14 protein-coding genes are annotated in these 18,682 nt (G+C 66.3%); 3 read left to right on the top strand and 11 right to left on the bottom strand.

Going from position 1 to position 18,682, the window contains the following annotated elements:
* Nucleotides 1–69: 69 nt before the first annotated feature.
* From JAO75_RS12775 to JAO75_RS12740, 8 genes are read right to left on the bottom strand one after another with little or no spacing between them, the layout of a single operon-like run.
* Nucleotides 70–1,233: an ABC transporter permease gene (locus JAO75_RS12775; protein ID WP_199049523.1), complete on the bottom strand. Its 1,164-nt coding sequence runs from the start codon at nt 1,231–1,233 to the stop codon at nt 70–72.
* The gene (locus JAO75_RS12770; protein WP_199049522.1) at nt 1,230–2,249 is read right to left on the bottom strand and encodes an ABC transporter permease; all 1,020 of its coding nucleotides are present in this window, start codon (nt 2,247–2,249) and stop codon (nt 1,230–1,232) included. The genes JAO75_RS12775 and JAO75_RS12770 overlap by 4 nt, the downstream gene beginning before the upstream one ends.
* Entirely contained in the window at nt 2,246–4,159 is a 1,914-nt protein-coding gene (locus JAO75_RS12765; RefSeq protein ID WP_199049521.1) for an ABC transporter substrate-binding protein, read from the bottom strand. Before JAO75_RS12765 ends, JAO75_RS12770 begins: the two co-directional genes overlap by 4 nt.
* The gene (locus JAO75_RS12760; protein WP_199049520.1) at nt 4,156–6,021 is read right to left on the bottom strand and encodes an ABC transporter ATP-binding protein; all 1,866 of its coding nucleotides are present in this window, start codon (nt 6,019–6,021) and stop codon (nt 4,156–4,158) included. Before JAO75_RS12760 ends, JAO75_RS12765 begins: the two co-directional genes overlap by 4 nt.
* Before the next feature lie 30 nt (nt 6,022–6,051).
* Nucleotides 6,052–7,992: a glycosyltransferase gene (locus JAO75_RS12755; RefSeq protein ID WP_199049519.1), complete on the bottom strand. Its 1,941-nt coding sequence runs from the start codon at nt 7,990–7,992 to the stop codon at nt 6,052–6,054.
* The gene (locus JAO75_RS12750) at nt 7,989–9,119 is read right to left on the bottom strand and encodes a glycosyltransferase family 4 protein (RefSeq protein WP_343234608.1); all 1,131 of its coding nucleotides are present in this window, start codon (nt 9,117–9,119) and stop codon (nt 7,989–7,991) included. The genes JAO75_RS12755 and JAO75_RS12750 overlap by 4 nt, the downstream gene beginning before the upstream one ends.
* Nucleotides 9,116–10,387 (bottom strand): glycosyltransferase family 4 protein, encoded by a 1,272-nt coding sequence (locus JAO75_RS12745; protein ID WP_199049518.1) that lies wholly within the window; start codon nt 10,385–10,387, stop codon nt 9,116–9,118. Before JAO75_RS12745 ends, JAO75_RS12750 begins: the two co-directional genes overlap by 4 nt.
* A gap of 8 nt (nt 10,388–10,395) precedes the next feature.
* The gene (locus JAO75_RS12740) at nt 10,396–11,667 is read right to left on the bottom strand and encodes a glycosyltransferase family protein (protein ID WP_199049517.1); all 1,272 of its coding nucleotides are present in this window, start codon (nt 11,665–11,667) and stop codon (nt 10,396–10,398) included.
* 161 nt (nt 11,668–11,828) lie between these two features.
* On the opposite strand from JAO75_RS12740, the gene JAO75_RS12735 reads away from it, so the two are divergent.
* From JAO75_RS12735 to JAO75_RS12725, 3 genes are all read left to right on the top strand, one after another.
* Nucleotides 11,829–14,549, top strand: a complete 2,721-nt coding sequence (locus JAO75_RS12735) for an ABC transporter transmembrane domain-containing protein (RefSeq protein ID WP_199049516.1) — start codon at nt 11,829–11,831, stop codon at nt 14,547–14,549.
* On the top strand, nt 14,546–14,992 hold the full coding sequence (locus JAO75_RS12730; protein ID WP_199049515.1) for a Crp/Fnr family transcriptional regulator: 447 nt from the start codon (nt 14,546–14,548) through the stop codon (nt 14,990–14,992). Before JAO75_RS12735 ends, JAO75_RS12730 begins: the two co-directional genes overlap by 4 nt.
* A 174-nt stretch (nt 14,993–15,166) precedes the next feature.
* Nucleotides 15,167–16,249 (top strand): transglycosylase SLT domain-containing protein, encoded by a 1,083-nt coding sequence (locus JAO75_RS12725; RefSeq protein WP_199049514.1) that lies wholly within the window; start codon nt 15,167–15,169, stop codon nt 16,247–16,249.
* Between the two features lie 22 nt (nt 16,250–16,271).
* Here JAO75_RS12725 and JAO75_RS12720 read toward each other — a convergent pair whose 3' ends face one another.
* From JAO75_RS12720 to JAO75_RS12710, 3 genes are all read right to left on the bottom strand, one after another.
* Nucleotides 16,272–16,937: a DUF924 family protein gene (locus JAO75_RS12720; RefSeq protein WP_199049513.1), complete on the bottom strand. Its 666-nt coding sequence runs from the start codon at nt 16,935–16,937 to the stop codon at nt 16,272–16,274.
* An 83-nt stretch (nt 16,938–17,020) separates the two neighbouring features.
* Nucleotides 17,021–17,257: an Lrp/AsnC ligand binding domain-containing protein gene (locus tag JAO75_RS12715; RefSeq protein WP_009494007.1), complete on the bottom strand. Its 237-nt coding sequence runs from the start codon at nt 17,255–17,257 to the stop codon at nt 17,021–17,023.
* A 96-nt stretch (nt 17,258–17,353) separates the two neighbouring features.
* On the bottom strand, nt 17,354–18,658 hold the full coding sequence (locus JAO75_RS12710) for a UDP-glucose dehydrogenase family protein (RefSeq protein WP_199049512.1): 1,305 nt from the start codon (nt 18,656–18,658) through the stop codon (nt 17,354–17,356).
* Between the last annotated feature and the right edge of the window lie 24 nt (nt 18,659–18,682).

Here is an 18,682-nt window from a genome sequence, read left to right as displayed (position 1 = left end):
CACCTCTGCCATCTTCATCGATGCAGGATGTCTCGCATTCCCTCGGATCGAGGACAACAGGCCATTCGCCTAATGATACGGGTCCGCTGCGTCGCGCAGACCGTCGCCCATGAAGTTGAAGGCAAGCACGACGAGCACCACGGGAAGCATCGGGAACAGAAGCCAGGGATGCAGCTGCACGGCAGCCAAGTTCTGCGCCTCGTTGAGCAGGACGCCCCAGCTCGTCACCGGTGGGCGCAGGCCTAATCCTAAGAAGGAGAGGGCGGTTTCGCCGAGGATCATCGAGGGGATCGACAGCGTCGCCGAGGCGATCAGGTGGCTCATGAAGTTCGGGATGAGATGGCGCGCGATCACGCGCTGCTTGGAGGCGCCCATCAACTCGGCGGCCTTCACGAAATCCTCCTCGCGCAGCGAAAGCAGCTTCGAGCGCACCGCGCGGGCGAGGCCCGGCCAGTCGAGCAGGCCGAGGATGATCGTGATGCCGAAGAAGACCAGGATCGGGCTCCAGTTCGGCGGCAGGGCAGCGGAGAGCGCGAGCCACAGGGGCAGCTCCGGCAGGGAGCGCAGGATCTCGATCATGCGCTGGATCACGTGATCGACCCAGCCGCCGAGATAGCCGGCGAGCCCGCCGAAGAAGAGCCCCAGGGTGAACGAGACCGCGATGCCCACGATGCCGATGGTGAGCGAGATCCGCGCCCCGTAGATGATGCGCGAGAGCAGGTCTCGTCCGAGCCGGTCGGTGCCGAGCAGGAACATGGTGCCGTCTTCCGGCGGGCAGACCAGGTGAAGGTTCGCCTGCCACATCCCCCAGAACTCGTAGTCGTCGCCCCGGCACAGGAAGCGGATCGGCTGCGGCCTCGAGGTGTCGGCCGTGTAGACGCGCCGGAAGTTCTCCAGGTCGAAGCTGTAATTGTAGGGATACACGAAGGGGCCGATGAAGCGTCCCTCGTGCATCAGGTGGATGCCCTGCGGCGGGGCATAGAGGAAGTCGCCGTGCCGCTTGGTCTGGTTGTAGGGCGCGACCACTTCGACGAAGGGCACGAGCGCGTAGAAGGCCAGCAGCACGAAGGCGGCGGCGAGGGCCACCTTGTGCCGCCGGAACTTCCACCACATCAACTGCCACGAGGAGGCGCGATAGAAGTTTTCGTTCTCCGTGCCGACGGGTTCCGTGGCGCCCGGATCGAAGGGCGCGGGATCGACGTAGTGCCGCCTGGAGGTCACGACGTTGTTCATCGTGCGCCTCCCATGCGGATGCGCGGGTCGAGCCATGCCAGCAGCAGGTCGGAGACCAGCATGCCGACGACGGTGAGCACCGCGACGAACATCAGGATGAAGCCGGCGAGGAACTGATCCTGGCTCTTGAGCGCGCTCAGGAGGATCGGCCCGACCGTCGGCAGACTCAGGACCAGCGAGACGAGCACGGAGCCCGAGACGAGCTGCGGCAGGAGATTGCCGATATCGGCGATGAACGGGTTGAGCGACATGCGGAAGGGATATTTCACGAGCGCCTTGGTGGGGCCGAGCCCTTTCGCCTTGGCGGTCACGTAGTACTGCTTGCCGAGTTCGTCGAGGAGGTTCGCGCGCATGCGACGGATCATGGCGGCGGTTCCGCCGAGCCCGATGACCACCGTGGGCACCACCAGGTGGGAGAGAAGGGACTGGATCTTGTCCCAGGTCCAGGGCTCGCCCGCATAATGCGCGTCGTACAGCCCGCCGATGGAAATGCCGAACCAGCGGTTCATGTAGTAGAGCAGGATCAGCGCGAGCAGGAAGCTCGGGGTCGCGAGCCCGATATAGCCGATGAAGGTCGCGATGTAGTCGCCCATGGAATATTGCCGCGTGGCCGAATAGATCGCGATCGGGATCGCCACCACGTGAATGAAGATCACCACCGCGAAGTTGACGAGAAGCGTCAGCCACAGGGCATCGCCCACCACGTCGACGACGGGCTTGTCGTATTCGAACGACCAGCCCCAGTCGCCCTGCAAGAGGCCGGAGAAGCCGTTCGGTCCCGGCATCACCCCGAGCCAGACCAGGTATTGCTGCCAGGCCGGCCTGTCGAGGCCGTATTGCCGGATCAGGAACTCCGCCTTGGCGATGGAGGCGGATTCGCCCTGGGCCCTCAGCTCGGCGATCTGGTTGGTCAGGAAGTCGCCCGGCGGCAGCTTGATGATGAAGAACACCAGGGCCGAAATGATCAGCAGGGTCACCGCCATGGTGGCGATGCGACGCAACAGGAAGCGGATCATCGACGGGCCTCTTTGCCGGCGGCTTTGTTCCAGTGGACCTCGTCCAGCCGGTAGATCCCGAGCATCGCCGTCGGCTCCCAGCTGTAGAGGGCCTTGGCGGGAAGTCCCTTCAGGCCGTTTCTGACCACGATGGGCTGCAGGGCGCCCGCGACGGTGCCGATGGTCCACTGGTTCTCGGCATGGTTCTGCAGCATCTCGCGCCATGCCGCCCGCTGAACCTCCCGGTTTCCGGTCGTCATCCAGGTCTCATAGGACTTGAGAAGACGCTCCGCCTCCGGGACGTCGACCGGCTCTCCCATCTTGCCCTTGGTCTCCACGTACTGCCCCCATTTCGGCCAGGCGTAATTGTCCTGGCGCATGGGGGCAAGTTCTGTCGGGGGCATGATGGCGGTCGGGATGGCATTGTCGAGGCCGGGAGCCGCCACCATCATGGTGAGGCCCGCATAGGAGCGGTTGCGCAGCACCGTCCGGTCCTGCGGCTTCACGAAGAGCCGCACGCCGACCTCGCGCCAGAACTCGCCGATGAGGGTGAGCCCGTCCACCACGAGGCTGCTCTCACCGTCGGTCTCGACGATGATCTCCAGCTCGCGTCCATCCGGCAGCAGGCGGATGCCCGCGCCGTTGCGCTTCGTCAGGCCGATCTCGTCGAGCAGGCGCGAGGCCTGGGCGGGATCGTAGCCCGCGTATTTCGTGCGCAGCTCCGGCATGAAGAGGGGGCTTTCCGCCACGATGGTGTTGTTGCCCTCGATGCCGAGCCCGAAGAGCAGGGCGTTGTTGAGCGTCCTGCGGTCGATGCCGAGCGACAGGGCGCGGCGGAAGCGGACATCCCGGTTGAGCTTGCGCCAGACCGGATCCACCGTGTTGAGATTGGGATAGAGCGCAAGCTCCGTGCCGCGGGCATAGGGCCAGAGGAGGGTCTTGTAGCCCTTGGCCTTCTCGCCCTGCTTCAGCACGGGAATGTCGCCCATGGAGAGGCCGCGGAACAGCAGGTCCTCCTCGCCCGCATTGGCCTTGGCGGCAAAGAGACCGCTGGCCGACACGTCCATCAGGATCCGGTCGACGTAAGGAAGCTGCCGGCCCTCGGCATCGACTCGGTGATAATAGGGGTTGCGCTCGAAGACGAAGCGGTTCGCCGGCGCTGCATTGGTGACGCGCCACGGCATGAGGGTCGGCAGATTGGGATTGGTCTGCTCCTTCATGTCGTCCATGCGGTTGTGGAGCGCCGCCCAGGATTTCAGCTTCTGTTCCTTGGCCTTTTCCTCAAGGGCGGTCTTGTCGGCGTATTTGGCGTGAAACTGCTTGAGATAGGCGGAAGCCCGGTAGATGCCGGGATCGAGGGGACCTGCAAGCTGCGGCAGGAAGCGCGGATTGGGCTGGTCCCAGGTGTAGCGGACGGTGCGCTCGTCGAGCACCTCGAAGCGGGGAGGCTTTCCGTCCACCAGCATGAACTCGGGCGGGCCGGCCGGCGAGAGGTCGAGGTTGTGCGCCACGTCCTCCCAGTAGTAGCGGAAGTCCTCGGCCGTGAAGAGCGAGCCGTCCGACCAGCGATGGCCGGCGCGCAGGGTGAAGGTGAAGACCCGGTCGTCCTCGTTCTCGAACTTCTCCAGGAGATCGGGCTGGAGATCCAGGTTCCGGTCGTAGCCCACGAGGCGCGTGTAGGTGTAGGTGGAGATGTAGCGGATGTCGCGCGGGCGGGGTACCAGGGTGACGATGTCGCCGCCGTACTGGCCGGAGGAGCCGACCACGATGGGCGGTGTCGGAAGCCGCTCGGCCATGGGCGGAAGCTTCTTGTCCTGCGGCAGGTCGGCGAAGAAGGGCGGCTCCTTGTAATCCTGCGCCAGGGCCGGCCCTGCCAGGCATCCGAATGCCAGAGCAAGAGCGAGCGTGGTCTTGCGGATGTCGAGCATCATGCAGCCTCCCGGGCTGTCAGGCGCCCCATGCGAACCTTATGGCCGGGCTCGATTTCCTTCATCACCCCGAACTCGCCCGGCTCGATCCGGAAGGGCTCCGGCCATGCGGAGGGCTGCGAGAAGCCGCCCGTCCGCAGCTTGGTGAAGTCGAGGGGCCGGTCGATATCCGGATCGGGCACGGCCGCGAGAAGCGCCTGAGTATAGGGGTGAACCGGGTTGCGGAACAGGGAGGATTTCGGAGCCTCCTCGACGATGTAGCCCCGGCACATGACCGCGATGGTGTCGGCGATGTAGTCCACGACCGCGAGATTGTGCGACACGAAGAGATAGGACAGGCCGAGCGCCGCCTGCAGGTCCTTGAGCAGGTTCAGCACCTGCGCCTGCACCGACACGTCGAGGGCCGAGACTGGCTCGTCGCAGAGCAGGACGCGCGGTTCGAGGGCGAGCGCCCGGGCGATGCCGAGGCGCTGGCGCTGGCCGCCGGAGAAGGAATGCGGGTAGCGTCGCAGGGCCCGCTGGTCGAGGCCCACCATCTCGAGAAGCTGCTTCACGCGCTCGTAGCGCTCGTCCGAGGTGCCGATGTCGTGGATGCGCAGGGGCTCGGTGAGCAACTCGTAGACCGTCATGCGCGGGTTGAGGGACGAGAACGGGTCCTGGAAGATGAACTGCACCGAGCGCCGATAGGTGGTCAGCGCCTCGCCTTCGAGCTTGTGCACGTCCTTGGGGCCGGTGCCGTCGTCGAACAGCACGTGCCCGGCATTGGGCGTGATCGCCCGCATGATCATCTTGGACACGGTGGTCTTGCCGCAGCCGGATTCGCCCACGAGCCCCAGGGTCTTTCCGGCCGGAAGGGAGAGGTCCACCTCGCTCACGGCCCGGATCTCGCGCGACTTGCCTGCGAACCAGCCGGACCGGAGCGTGAAGGATTTCGTGAGGTGCTCCACCTTCAGGATCGGGCCTGCCGGCTGGATGCGCTCCGGCGCATGGGCGGTTGCGAGGCTTGCGCTCTTCACCTCGCGGATCGGCGTCAGGCGCTCGTCGTCCGCCATGGCGAAGCGCGGCACCGCGCGCATGAGCGCCTGGAGGTAGGGATGCTGGGCATTGCGGAAGATGTCCTCCCGCGAGCCTGCCTCCATGATCCGCCCGCGATACATCACCACCACCTCGTCGGCCACGTTGGCCACCACGCCGAGATCGTGGGTGATGAGCAGAACCGACATGCCGGTCTCAGCCTGCAATTCCTTGATGAGGTCGAGGATCTGCGCCTGAGTAGTCACGTCGAGCGCCGTCGTCGGCTCGTCGGCGATCAGCAGGGCAGGCCGCGTGATGAGCGCCATGGCGATCATGGCGCGCTGGCGAAGGCCGCCGGAGAGTTCGAACGGGTAGGTTCCGAGCGCCCGCTTCGGATCGGGGAAGCCCACCCGGTCCAGCACCTCCATGGTGCGCCGGCTGGCCGTGGCCTGGTCCACGTCGGCGTGGATCATCAGCGCCTCGGAGATCTGGTCGCCGATGGTGTGGAGCGGGGACAGGGACGTCATCGGCTCCTGGAAGATCATGGCGATGCGCCCGCCCCGCAGGGCGTGCATGGTGTCGCTTTCGGCGGGCAGCGCCGCAATGTCGACGCTGCCGCCGTTCGAGGGATCGTTGAAGACCAAAGAGCCGCTCGTGATCCGGGCCTTCTTCGACAGGATCTGGAGGATGGCCTGCGCGGTCACCGACTTGCCGGACCCGGACTCGCCCACGAGCGCCACGGTCCTGCCCTTCGGGATGTCGAAGGTCAGGCCGTCGACCGCTCGGAAGTTTCCGGCATCGGTGCTGAAATCCACTGTCAGCTGGCGAACCGACAGGATCGGCGCTTCCATATGCTCCTCCAAGCCTACGAGCATAACGCTTCAAACCCCATTAGATCGCAAATGTGACCCTGTTTCCATTCCGAAACACGCATCGGGGCGCATGAAATGGAGGTCCCGCGCAGCGAGGTGAGCGATAAGCCTCTCGCATAACGACCATATGACCTCGTCATGGACGAGATGATGGGTCAGGAAGCCGATGGGCTCGTCTCTGTCGGCCTCGCTGTTCATGCGGCGCTCGACGGCGCTTGTCAGGCCGGCGACGATTTGAGCGTGGTCGATCGCGCTTCGGGAGCCGCGCCAGTCGATCGGATCCACATGGGTGTTGATCTGGAGAAGACCTGCCGCCGGAAAGGCCGCGCTCCGGTCCGTGAAGGTGGACAATCCCGCAAAGCCCAGGCGGGGCAGATGCGGGACCAGTTCGCCGGAGATCCGGTTCCAGGGCGGCACGAACACCGGCAGCAGCTTCGCTCCAAGGTGCTCGCGTAACGAGAGCAAGCCGCGCTGTGCCTCCGCGGCCATGATTGGGACGGGGCGATGGGCGCCGAACTCCGCCTTCTTGGCAGCCGCCGGTGCATGGCTGGCATGGCTCCAGCCATGCACGAGGGCGAAAGCTGAAGTCTCATCCGCCAGGCGCGAGCCCAGGGACGGTTGAACGCCCGCTGGGATGACGGCCAGGCCGATCCCGGCGCCGTAGCGGGTGGCCAGCTTGAGAAGGCGGTCGAGGGCAGGGGTATCGGCGACCGCGTCGTCATCCCGCCACCAGAAACGAACATGACAGCCCCGATCCCGCGCCCGCTCCAAGGCGGCATTCAGAGATGACCAGTCGGCAGCCCTGTGCAGGGCGGGCCTGGACAGGATCAGGCTCTCGGCAATGACAACGCTTTGCCGGGCCCCGTCGATGGAGATGGCCTGAGGCGACGACAGGGGCTGCGACAGCCCGTGGAGGATCGCGTCGACCAGGCGCCGCCCCGACAGTTCGTCCTCCGGAACGATGCTGGCAAGCCCAAGGCTCTTCAGGCGCTCGGCCCGCAGGCGCTGTTCCGTTTCGTGTCCGGCCTCGAAAGGGACGAGCACCGATTTCACGCCGCAGCGCAGGAGATCCACCACCGTATTGTAGCCGGCTTGGCTGACGGAGATTTCCGCGCCGCTGAGCAGGGCCCGGAAATCCGGACGCGCCCGCTCGACTGCGGCATGGGCCGGAGCGCTGTTCCGGAGCGCCTGAAAGTCTTCTTCCGCCACGCCGCGCCCGACCAGGATGCGCCAGGGCCGTTCGGGGATGAGGTGCGCGGCTTCGAGCGCCGCGCGATAGAGCGGCAGGCTCGCGGCGCTCGATCCGCCCGAGACCACGATGCCGTGCCGGCGCTCTTCGGGCACGGTCTCCTCGTTCTCGTCCACATAGCCGGTGTAGCGCAGGAGCGGCCGGATCCGCTCATCCACTGGCCAAGAAACCTCCAGGGGAACGAGGTCCGGGTCGCCGTGGACGAGGATCCCGTCATAGTCGCGCAGGATGCGCTCATGCGCCTGCGCGATGCGCTCGGGCTTCGCAGGCGCCACGAGAATGTCGCGGATCGAGCACAGCACGAGCGGGCGCGGGTTCAAGGCGCGCGCGGCCTCAAGCAACGCGGTGAATTCGTCCGCCAGCACGCGACGGCCGAAGGGGAAGAGTTCTGTGATGAGGATGTCGGGCCGGGCATTGCGGAGCGTGTCGATCAGGACGGCCCGGCGTTCGTCCAGATAGGCCCGGTCGACGGGTTGAAGGCTCTCGTCGAGCAGCGTCTTGAAGTTCGTGCCGACGGTGCGCACGGGTGGCAGCTGAACGAGCCTGACCTGCCCCAAACCGGCAAGGCGCGCAGGGGTGCCGCCCGACACAAGAACGGTCTCATGCCCAGCCCCGGCGAAGGCGCGCGCCAGGGCGGCCGCCCTCGTCAGGTGGCCTGCGCCCAGCAGATGCGTCACGGCGATCAGAACGCGCAATGTCATGCTCCCGTTCTAGCCGTGAGCGGTTCGAGCGCATTGCGCAAGCGCAAAGCCGTCTGATCGAGATCGCGCTCCTGCCGAACGAAGCGCAGGGCATTGGCGCCGAGCCTCCGCAACTGGTCGCGGCTTTGCAGGAGAAGGCTCAAGGCATCGGCAAAGGCCGCAATGTCGCCGGGCGGTGTCAGCAGTCCCGTCTCGCCGTGCTTCACCACGCTGGCGACACCGCCGAAGGCGCCGGCAAGCACCGGACAGCCCAGCACCTGAGCCTCCAGCAGCACCATCCCATAGGCCTCGTTGACGGCAGGCCAGACAAAGAGGTCGGCGGTGTCGTACAGCGCTTTTAGATCGGCCCTGTTCTCGATCTGCCCATGATGGCGCACCCGGTCTGCGAGGGGCGCGAAAAGCTGCACGATCTCCTGCCTGGCTTCGCCGTCGCCCACGATGTCGAGCGACCAGGGCAGGTGCCGAAGGCGTTCGAGGGCGGCGGCCAGGATGCGGTAGGAGGCGAGCTTGTCGCCGTTTCGCATCATGGCGACCGTGAGCAGGCGCGGCACGCGTCCGGGCGAGCGGCGAGCGCTCGGTGCCGGCCAGTCCTGCGCGTCGAGGAAGGGCGGCAGATCGACGAGCGCCTGATGCGGCGGCTTTGCGGCCTCCAGGGCCTCGCGGTCGTGGGCCGTCATGACGAAGACCGCATCGGCGCGGTCGAGAGCGGCCTCGGCTCCCTCATGCCCCAGAGCCCAGCGGCCATGCGCGCGCTTTGCCGCCCGCGATCCTTCCGCAACCGCATAGGGGATGTTCAGCGCGTCGGCCACGCGGGGGCCGATCCAATCCGGCGCCTTGTAATGGACGTGGTAGGTGAACCACAGGCAGGGACGGCCTTGCTCCGGCAGGGCCTTGTAGCGCTCGACGAGGCGCAAGGCCTCCTCCAGCGACTGCTGCCTGATGAGAGCCTGCTGCTGCGGATCGCCGGCCTTGTCGAGGCTGCGCAGCTCGCTTGCGACCGTCGGCCCAAAGCCTGCCCGGTCGAGGGCCTTCAGCAGCAGGCGCGCCATGGTGCGGTCGCCCGACGGAAGCGGATGGTTCGGGCTCTTCAAGGGGGCGTAGAACGCCACTGGCCGCGCGTGGGTCACACCCGCTCCGGCTCTCTGAGCGGGGTGTCGGTCACGGCACGCAGGCGCGCTTCCAGCACGTCGATCCCGCCTTCCATGGAGAAGTCCCGCCGCAGCCGCGTGAAGGCTGCGGAGCCGAGGGCCTTGCGCCGGTCCGGCTCGCGGGCGAGCAGGTTCAGGGCGTTGGACAGGACCGTCCAGTCGCCCGGCGGAACGAGTTCGCCCTCGGTGCCGCTGCGGATGAATTCAGGAATGCCGGCAAAGTCCGTCGCCACGATGGCAAGCCCCTGGCTCGCCGCCTCCATGATCACGTTCGGCAGGCCGTCCCGGTCGCCCGATTTCGCCTCCTTGGAGGGCAGGACGAAGAGGTCCGCCTCCTGGAGCAGGGCGATGATGTCGGGCTGCGCCTTGGAGCCGAGGAACGCCACCCGGTCGCCGATGCCGGCTTGCTCAGCCTGCTTCTTCAGGCTGCCCAGCAGCTCTCCGCCGCCCACATGGGCGAAGCGCCAGTGCAGATCCTGCGGCAGGGCCGCGAGCGCCTGGATCAGGTCGCCGTAGCCCTTCTTCGCCACGGCCCGGCCGACGGAGACGATGCGGACCGGGTCGAGCGGGTCGGAACCGTCGCGGGCGGGGCGGCTCTCGGGCGGTGCGGGAAAGCGCGAGAGGTCGAGCCCGTGATAGACCAGCGACACCTGCTCCGGCCGCGACAGCGATTGCAGGTGCGCGGCGCCTTGCGCCGTGCAGGTCACGCCCCAGCGGGCCTCGGCCATCTTCTCCCGCTTCTCCCAGTCCGGCGTCGTCCAGATGTCCTTGGCATGGGCTGAGAAGGTCCAGGTCCGGCCGGTCAGGAGCGCGGCATAGCGGACCACGGAAGCGGGCGTGTGGAGGTAATGGACATGCAGGTGCCGCACGTCCGCCGGCAGTTCCCGGGCCATCGCGAAGGCCTGGCCCAGGCGGCGCACGCGGTTGGCCGTGAAGTCACGCTTCAGGTCGCGCCAGAAGGCCTTGATCGTGGCCCCGAAGCCCTTCCGGCCCATGCTCCACAGGGCCCCGCGCAGCACGCGCAGGGGCTCCTCGTAGAGATATTCCGGCAGGTACGCGACCTTTGCCCTGATGGCCTTGTGCATCGGATGCACGGCGCGTTCGGTCGGGTGCCGGAGCGACCAGATCTCGAGGTCGAGACCGCGCTGTTCAAGGGCCAGGATCTCCTGGGCGATGAAGGTCTCAGAAAGGCGTGGATAACCTTTGACGACGACGGCGATGCGTCGGGCTGCTGGGGAGGGAAGCATTCTTCACGCTACTCGGCCGCCTGATGATAGGCAGCGGCAAACTGGGGTCGGGATTCGGTCAGCACTGTGAGCCGTTCCCGCACCCGGTCAAGCCCGTCGAGCAGGCCGGGGATCACCACCTTCGACGGGCGCGGCTGGGACGAGAGGGCGCGCAGGGCCGCGGCCATGCGCTCGGGCGTGCGCGGCTCCTTGTAGTCGCTCAGCATGCGCACGAGGCCGAGCCGCTCGGCCTCCACCGCCCGGATGTACTGCTCGAGTCGGGGCCGGGTGCGCGGCACGATGAGGGTGCGCTTGTCGAAGGACAGGGCCTCGCAGAAGGTGTTGTAGCCGCCCATGGCCACCACCGCGTCGGCTTTCTTCATGAGCCATTCGATCTTGTTGTCGAAGGACATCACGTCGAGCTTGGGCTGCCGGGCGGGGCGCTCCACGAAGGAGCGGCGCTTGTCCCGGTCGATGAACGGGCCGAAGAGGATCAGCGCGGGCTGGTCGAGTTCCGCATCCGCCTCGTAGGCCGAGATCACCCAGTCGATCAGGTCGTCCCCGTCGCCGCCGCCGCCGGTGGTCACCAGGATGAAGGGCTGCTTGGTGATCTTCGGGTACTTGGTGAGAGAGGGTGTCGGCGGCACGTCCCGGCGCAGATAGCCGGTATAGGTGATCCGGCTCTCGATGTCCCGGGGCAGGTCCAGGGCCTTCAGCGGTTGATAGACGTCCTTGAGGCCATAGACCCAGATCTCGTCGTAATAGCGGATCAGGGCCGTCTTGGCGCCCTTGCGCTCCCATTCCGGGACGAGCAGGGCGGGCTCGTCCATCACGTCCCGGATGCCGAGAACGAGCCTGCAGCCGGCAGCCTTGAGGTAGTCGAGCGCCGGCACGACCTCGCCGCGGAAGCCCGTGGGCTCCTTGTCGACGATGAACACGTCCGGCTGGAAGGCCTTGGCGGCCTGGAGAATGAGGGCTTGGCGCAGGCCCACCGCCTCGTCCAGGCTCACATTCAGGTTGAGGCTGCGGTAATCCCCGTCGTGGAGCTTGGTGACCCCCGGAATGCGGATGTAGTCGACGCCCGTCTCGAACTCGAAATTGCCGATCACCGGCGATCCCGAGATGATGATCACGGAGGTGCCGGGCTGCGCCTCCACGATGGCATTGGCGAGCGCCCGCGACCGGCGCAGATGGCCGAGCCCGAACGTGTCGTGGCTGTAGATGAGGACCCTTGCTCCCGGACGGGACTTGACCAGGGGCGAGCCTGTCTCTGTTCTCGGGTCCATGACCGCGTTTGCCATGCAGGCTTCCCCTGGTGGGCGATTAAGGCAATTGACGTATCGTTGGTTGACGTTAGGCCAGCTATCTCTACCCTTGCAATAGCCCCCCTCGTCAAACTATGGCGGTGCCCCAGAACGGAAAGAGGGACTCACAGGCAAATGAACATGGCATCCCGGCGCTGATGGAAAAGAGCCTTTTCCGCTATATCTGGACACATTCGAAGCGCGACCAGATGATTGTCTGCGCCGTCGTGCTGGCGTCCCTGCCGTTTTACTTCATGTCCCTCGATCTGCCTCGCCAGATCGTGAACCAGGCGATTCAGGGCGAGGCCTTCCGGGACGGCAATCCGACAGCCCCTTTCCTCAATCTCTCATTCGACTGGCCGGGCTGGCTGGGCGGCGGCACCTGGGAGATCTTCGAGGGCTTCCAGGTCAGCCGGGTCGGCCTGCTCATGGGCCTGTCCTTCGTGTTCCTGTTCTTCGTCATCGTGAACGGGGCCTTCAAGTACTGGATCAACGTCGCCAAGGGCGTGCTGGGCGAGCGGATGCTCAGGCGCATGCGCTTCGACCTGTTCGCCATGGTGCTGCGCTTCACGCCGGACGCCCTGCGGACCGTCAAGTCGTCGGAGACCGCCACCATCATCAAGGATGAGGTCGAGCCGATCGGCGGCTTCATCGGCGACGCCTTCATCACGCCCGTGTTCCTGGGCACGCAGGCCATCACCGCGCTCGTGTTCATCATGGTGCAGAACGTCTGGCTCGGGCTGATCGCCCTGGCGGTGATCGCCGTGCAGTTCACGATCATCCCGCGGCTGCGGCGCGAGCTGCTGCGCCTCGGCAAGCAGCGGCAGCTGGCGTCCCGCCAGCTCGCCGGGCGCATCGCGGAGGTCCTCGACGGCATCGAGGTCGTGCATGTTCACAACGCCTATGGCTGGGAAAGGGCCGAAATCGGGCACCGCCTGTTCAATCTCTTTTCCATCCGGTTGAAGATCTACAACAGGAAATTCTTCGTCAAAGCCCTCAACAATTTTCTGGCTCAGCTGACCCCGTTCTTCTTCTATTCCATCGGCGGCTATTTCGCCCTGCGCGGCACCCTCGATATCGGCCAGCTCGTCGCGGTCATCGCCGCCTATCGCGAGTTGCCGCCGCCCCTGAAGGAGCTGATCGACTGGGACCAGCAGCGTCTCGACGTCCAGGTGAAGTACGACCAGGTCACGCAGCACTTCGCCGAGGAACGGCTCGGCCCGATGATCGAGGCGCGCGAGGCCGCGGAAGCGGATCAGCCCCTGATCGGCCCTCTGATGGCCGAGGACATCCGGATCGCCGGGCCGCATGGGGATCTGATCGTCGAAGGTGGCGCCTTCGCGGTCGAGCTGCCCGCAAGCGTCGCGCTGATCTCGAACGGCGGTGCGGCCGCCAGCCTCCTGGCGCGCATCCTGGCGCGCCGGAGCCTGGAGTTCAGCGGCCGCATCCGCATCGGCGAGCGCGACCTGACCCAGCTTCCCGCCGCGGTCACAGGGCGCCGGATCGCCTATGCGGGCGTGGACCCGATCCTCTTTCCCGGCAGCATCCGCGACAATCTCGTCTATGGTCTGCGCTCCAAGCCCGTCGGTCGGCTGAAGGAGGACAGGCAGGAGATGGACCGCCGGATCGCGGAGGCGCTCAGAACCGGCAATCCGATTGAGAGCATTTCCGATCAGTGGGTGGATTACGAGCGCCTCGGCGCCAAGGACGAGAACGAGCTGGACCGCATCCTCCTCGACCTCCTCGACAGGGTCGGCATGGGCGACACGATCTACCTGTTCGGCCTGGCGGGCAGGATCGATCCCGAGCGCCATGCGAGCCTCGCGGAGCGCCTCGTCGAGGCACGGCATCGCCTTCGCGAGACCTTCCAATCCAGCGGCATGGGCGATCTGGTCGAGCCCTTCGATCCGGAGCGCTACAACAGCCAGGCGACGATCGCGGAAAACCTTCTCTTCGGCGTGCCGGTGTCCGACGAGTTCAAAGGGCGCAACCTCGCCGAGAATGCGCAGTTCCGCAGCGCCCTCGACAGGGCGGAGATCACGGGCGACCTCATCCAGATGGGCCTGCAGATCGCCGAGACCATGACCGAGATCTTCGAAGGGCTGCCGCCCGGCCACTCCCTGTTCGAGCAGTTTTCCTTCATCGGCGCCGACGAGTTGACCGAGTTCGAGGCGATCCTGCGCCGCCGCAGCCGGGACGAGGGCAGCCTGAAACGCGAGGACCGGACACGCCTCCTGTCCCTGCCGCTGGCCTATATCGAGGCCCGGCACCGCCTGGGCCTTCTCGACGACGCCATGATGGGCCGGATCGTCGAGGCGCGGGCGCTCGTACGGGAGGTCCTCGAAAAATCGGGATCCGCCGGCGTCGAATTCTACGACCCGGAAGGGATCTGCACGGCCGCTCCCTTGCGGGACAACCTCCTGTTCGGGCGTGTCAGCTATCAGGTGGCCAATGCCCGTGGACGGGTCGCGGAGGCGGTTGCCGCGGTCGTGCGCGAACTCAACCTTCAGGAGGAGGTCGAGAGGGTCGGCCTGGAATACCAGGTCGGCACGGCGGGCAGGCTGCTCTCTCCGCAGGAGCGGGCGAGCGTCAACCTGGTCCGCTGCCTGGTGAAGCGCCCGGACATTCTCGTGATCGACGGAGCCCTCGCGCCCTTCGACGAGGCCCGCGGCCAGCAGCTGATGCAGCTGCTTCTCGAGATGTTCGAGCAACAAAGCCTGTTCATGGTCCTGCCGAATGATCGACAGGCCGGTGACTTCGGTGTTCAGATGCGGTTCCGCGATGGACAGATCATAACCGACAAGACGGCCGCTCCGGCCTCGAAGCCTTCGACGCCCGAGCCGGACGCCCCCCAGAGGATAACAGGAGAGGTGGCATGACCCTTGAGACGGAAGTTCAGTCCTTGCGGCAGGTCCCGATGTTCCGGGACGTGGACCCCGCTCGTCTGAAGCTTCTCGCCTTCACCAGCGAGCGGGTGCAGTTCGCCGCTGGGCAGCGGTTCTTCTCGCAGGGGGACCCGTCCGATGCCGCCTATGTCATTCTCGACGGCCGGGCCAGCGTACTGCTCAACACCCCGGGCGGGGACATCCAGGTGGCCGAGCTGGGGAGCAACGCCCTGGTGGGCGAGATGGGCATCCTGTCCGACACCCCCCGGTCGGCCACGATCATGGCGGCCGAGCCGACCACGGCGCTTCGAATCGACAAGCGGGTGTTCCTGGAGCTCCTGGCCCAGTTCCCCCAGATGTCCCTGGCCATCATGCGGGAGCTGGCGAAGCGCCTCGAACGCACCAACGCCCAGCTTGTCGCGCAATCCTCATCCTAAATTTCCGGGAAAAACCTGAAAATTCGTCGGGGAAAAGCTGGGTAAGGTTAGCAAAATCCTACCTCTTATGGTCAAGCTGACCGATTCTCGACACATCTACCCGTCAACCCTTGTCTCCAGAACGACACAAGGGAAGGCCCAGCCGTCCGGTCGGGCCATGCGGGATAAGTGATGATGAGTAACGCGAGAACGCTGCTGTGCGCGGTTCCGCAGCCTGCTGCGGATGTGCGCAAGACCGGGGGTCGCCGCTCTCTCCGCCTCGCCCTGGCCGCAGGCCTCATCCTGGGCTTCCAGGGCCTCACGGCCGGACCGGCCGCCGTGGCCACGGTCCCCAGCGCCCTGCTGGCGCGGCCCTCCGTGGTGCCGCAGGCGCCGCAGGACATCACCGGCTCGGTGGTGACCGCGTCCGTGACCTTCACGCCGAAGCTCGCCAAGGATCCGGGTCTGTTCAAGGCCATCCTGGACGGAGCCTTCTCCATCGTGAAGCCGCGCGGCGAGAAGCCCGCGTCCCCCACCATCTCCGAGGCGGAGATCGGGGATCCCGATGAGCTGATCCCCTTCAACGGCCGCACCGTGCCGCGCTGGCTGGTGCATTCCATCCTCAAGGCCGCCCATGTGACCGGCGTCGACCCGGTCTACATGATGACCCTGGCCGATGTGGAATCGAGCCTCTCGCCGGAAGCCAAGGCGCGCACGTCCTCGGCCGAGGGCCTGTTCCAGTTCATCGACAGCACCTGGATCGAGACCGTTTACCAGCATGCGGCCGATTACGGCTTCAAGGCGGCCGGTGAGGCCATCCGCTATGTCAACGGCGAACTCGCGGTCGAGCCCAAGGACCGCGAATGGATCATGAGCCTGCGCACGGATCCCTATTTCTCCGCCCTCATGGCCGGCGAGCTGATCAAGGACGTGGAGCGTGCGCTCCAGGCTCAGGGCGAGCGCGAGCTGGCCGAGGCCGAGCTGTACCTCGCGCATTTCCTGGGCGCGTCCAGCGCGGTCCGGTTCCTCGAGGTTCTCGACCAGGACCCGAACATGAAGGCCTCCAAGCTCTTCCCGAAGGCCGCCCGGGCCAATACCGGGCTCTTCATGGACGGCAAGGGCCGCAAGCGCCGTCCCGTGAGCGTCGCCGAGCTCTACAACAAGATCGATTCGAAGATCGTCCGCCGCCTCGACCGCTACGAGGGCATCGGCCCGTACCTCGCGGAGATCACCCGGCAGTCCGAGCGCACCGCCGAGGCGGCCGCAATCGTCCAGTAAGGGACAGGCTCCTTGGAGCCTGTCACCCGATGGCGCTGATCGCCGACGAGGACGAGGCCGGCAGCGTCCGCATATGCACGAAGTCTCCCTTCGCCAGATAGGCCAGCTCCTCCCGCGTTGAGGCGCGGCCCAGAACCGGGTTGCGATGCGGGAACCGGCCGAAGCGGGCAATCACGTCGAGATTGCCTTCGGCCTGGCTGAGCGAGTACTGCCAGACGGGCTTGAGATGCTCCGGCGCCTCCTCAAGGGCCTGTTCCGAGATCGCAACGATGCGCCTCATCCGTTCCAGATGGTCCGGACCCTCCGCATGGGCGAGGGGGAGCAGATGGAAGAACCGCTCATACGGGCTTTCCAAGGCATCGTAATGCCCGTTCTGGAAACCGTCCTCGGCGATGTCGAGCGCAGCCCGGTCCGACGCATAGGCTTCGGCCGACCCGGCAAACAGGCCGCGCGGAAACTGATCCAGAACGATGATGAGGCACAGGCGTCCGCGGGGCGTTTCCAGCCAGTGATCCAGCTGGCCGGCCCGTGCCGCCCGCAGGGCTGGCGCGAACCGCGCAAGATCCGTGTTGGCGCCCCCGCGCATCCACCAAGCGAGCATCTGCCAATGGGCCGCCACATCGGCGCCGGTGAGGTCGATCGGGAACCAGAAATCGTAGATCTTCTGCCAGTCGATGCGTGACACCATCGGCTCCTCCGCTCAAGGAGCCTCGACATTATCCCTTGCCGGCGTCTTGCGATGTGAGCCAGATCACATCCGGGCAGGGCGGATCAGAACGCCTTGAACGTGATGATCGTGTGGGTGTCGGCGATCTCGGGGATGACCTGCACGTTCTCGGCGATGAAGTGGCCGATATCGACCCCGTCGTCCACGTGGAACTTGGCCAGGATGTCGTAATTGCCGGCGGTCGAGTAGATCTCGGACGCGATCTCCCGGTCCGCGAGCGCGTTCGCGACGGCGTAGGTCTTGCCGAGCTTGCACTTGATCTCGACGAAGAAGGTCTGCATGGGCCGCTCCCGGTGGCGCAATCTTCAGAATGCCTCTCTCATGGCATCGGCGGGACCGGCGCGCAAGCCGATCCCGGGCAAGAGGGCAGGGAGGACTCAGGGGCGCCCGATGCTCACATAGGTGAAGCCGTGGCGGCGCATCTCGTCGGGGCGGTAGACGTTGCGCAGGTCCACCACCACGGGCGAGGCGAGCGCCGCCTTCAGGCGGCGCAGGTCGAGCGCGCGGAACAGGTCCCACTCGGTCACCAGCACCAGGGCATCCGCATCGCGGGCGCAGTCATAGGCGTCCTTCGCGTAAGCCACATCCGTCAGCATGCCTCGGGCGGCCTCCATGCCCTCGGGGTCGTAGGCCTTCACCCTGGCGCCTGCATCCTGCAGCGCCGTGATCACGTCGAGCGAGGGCGCATCGCGCATGTCGTCGGTGTTGGGCTTGAAGGTCAGCCCCAGCACCGCCACCGTCTTGCCCCGCACCGAGCCGCCGCAGGCCGCGATCACCTTGCGGCCCATGGCGCGCTTGCGCTGGCTGTTGACCGCCGCCACCGTCTCCACGAGGCGGATCGGCGCCTCGTAATCCTGGGCGGTCTTGATCAGGGCGAGCGTGTCCTTGGGAAAGCACGAGCCGCCATAGCCGGGACCGGCATGGAGGAATTTGGAGCCGATGCGGTTGTCGAGCCCGATGCCGCGGGCCACGTCCTGCACGTTGGCGCCCACATGCTCGCACAGGTCCGCGATCTCGTTGATGAAGGTGATCTTGGTGGCGAGAAACGCGTTGGCCGCATACTTGGTCAGTTCCGCCGTGCGCCGGGACATGGCCAGCACCGGGGACTGGTTGAGGTAGAGCGGCCGGTAGATGTCGTTCATCACGCTCAGGGCGCGCTCGTCGTCGGTGCCGATGACGATGCGGTCCGGGCGCTTGAAGTCGGCAATGGCCGCGCCCTCGCGCAGGAACTCGGGATTGGACACCACGGCGAAGTCCGCATCGGGCCGGGCGTCGCGGATGATGCGCTCGACCTCGTCGCCGGTGCCCACGGGCACGGTGGATTTGGTCACCACCACCGTGTAGCCGTCGATGGCGGCGGCGATGTCGCGGGCGGCCTGGTAGACGTAAGAGAGGTCCGCATGGCCGTCGCCGCGCCGAGACGGGGTGCCGACTGCGATGAACACGGCCTCGGCGCTCCTGACCGCCTGGGACAAGTCGGTGGTGAAGGTGAGGCGGCCCTCGCGCACGTTCTTGGCGACGAGATCGGCCAGCCCCGGCTCGAAGATCGGAATCTCGCCCCGGTTGAGGGCCTCGATCTTGGCCGGGTCCTTGTCGACGCAGCAGACCTCGTGGCCGAAATCGGCGAAGCAGGCGCCGGAGACCAGGCCCACATAGCCTGCTCCGATCATCGCGACATGCATCAGGGGCTCCCTGTTTGTTGAACC

The organism is Microvirga splendida, from assembly GCF_016427565.1.
Lineage (GTDB): Bacteria > Pseudomonadota > Alphaproteobacteria > Rhizobiales > Beijerinckiaceae > Microvirga > Microvirga splendida.
Note: the sequence above shows the minus strand (reverse complement) of the source record. Positions and strands in the feature narration are given on the sequence as shown.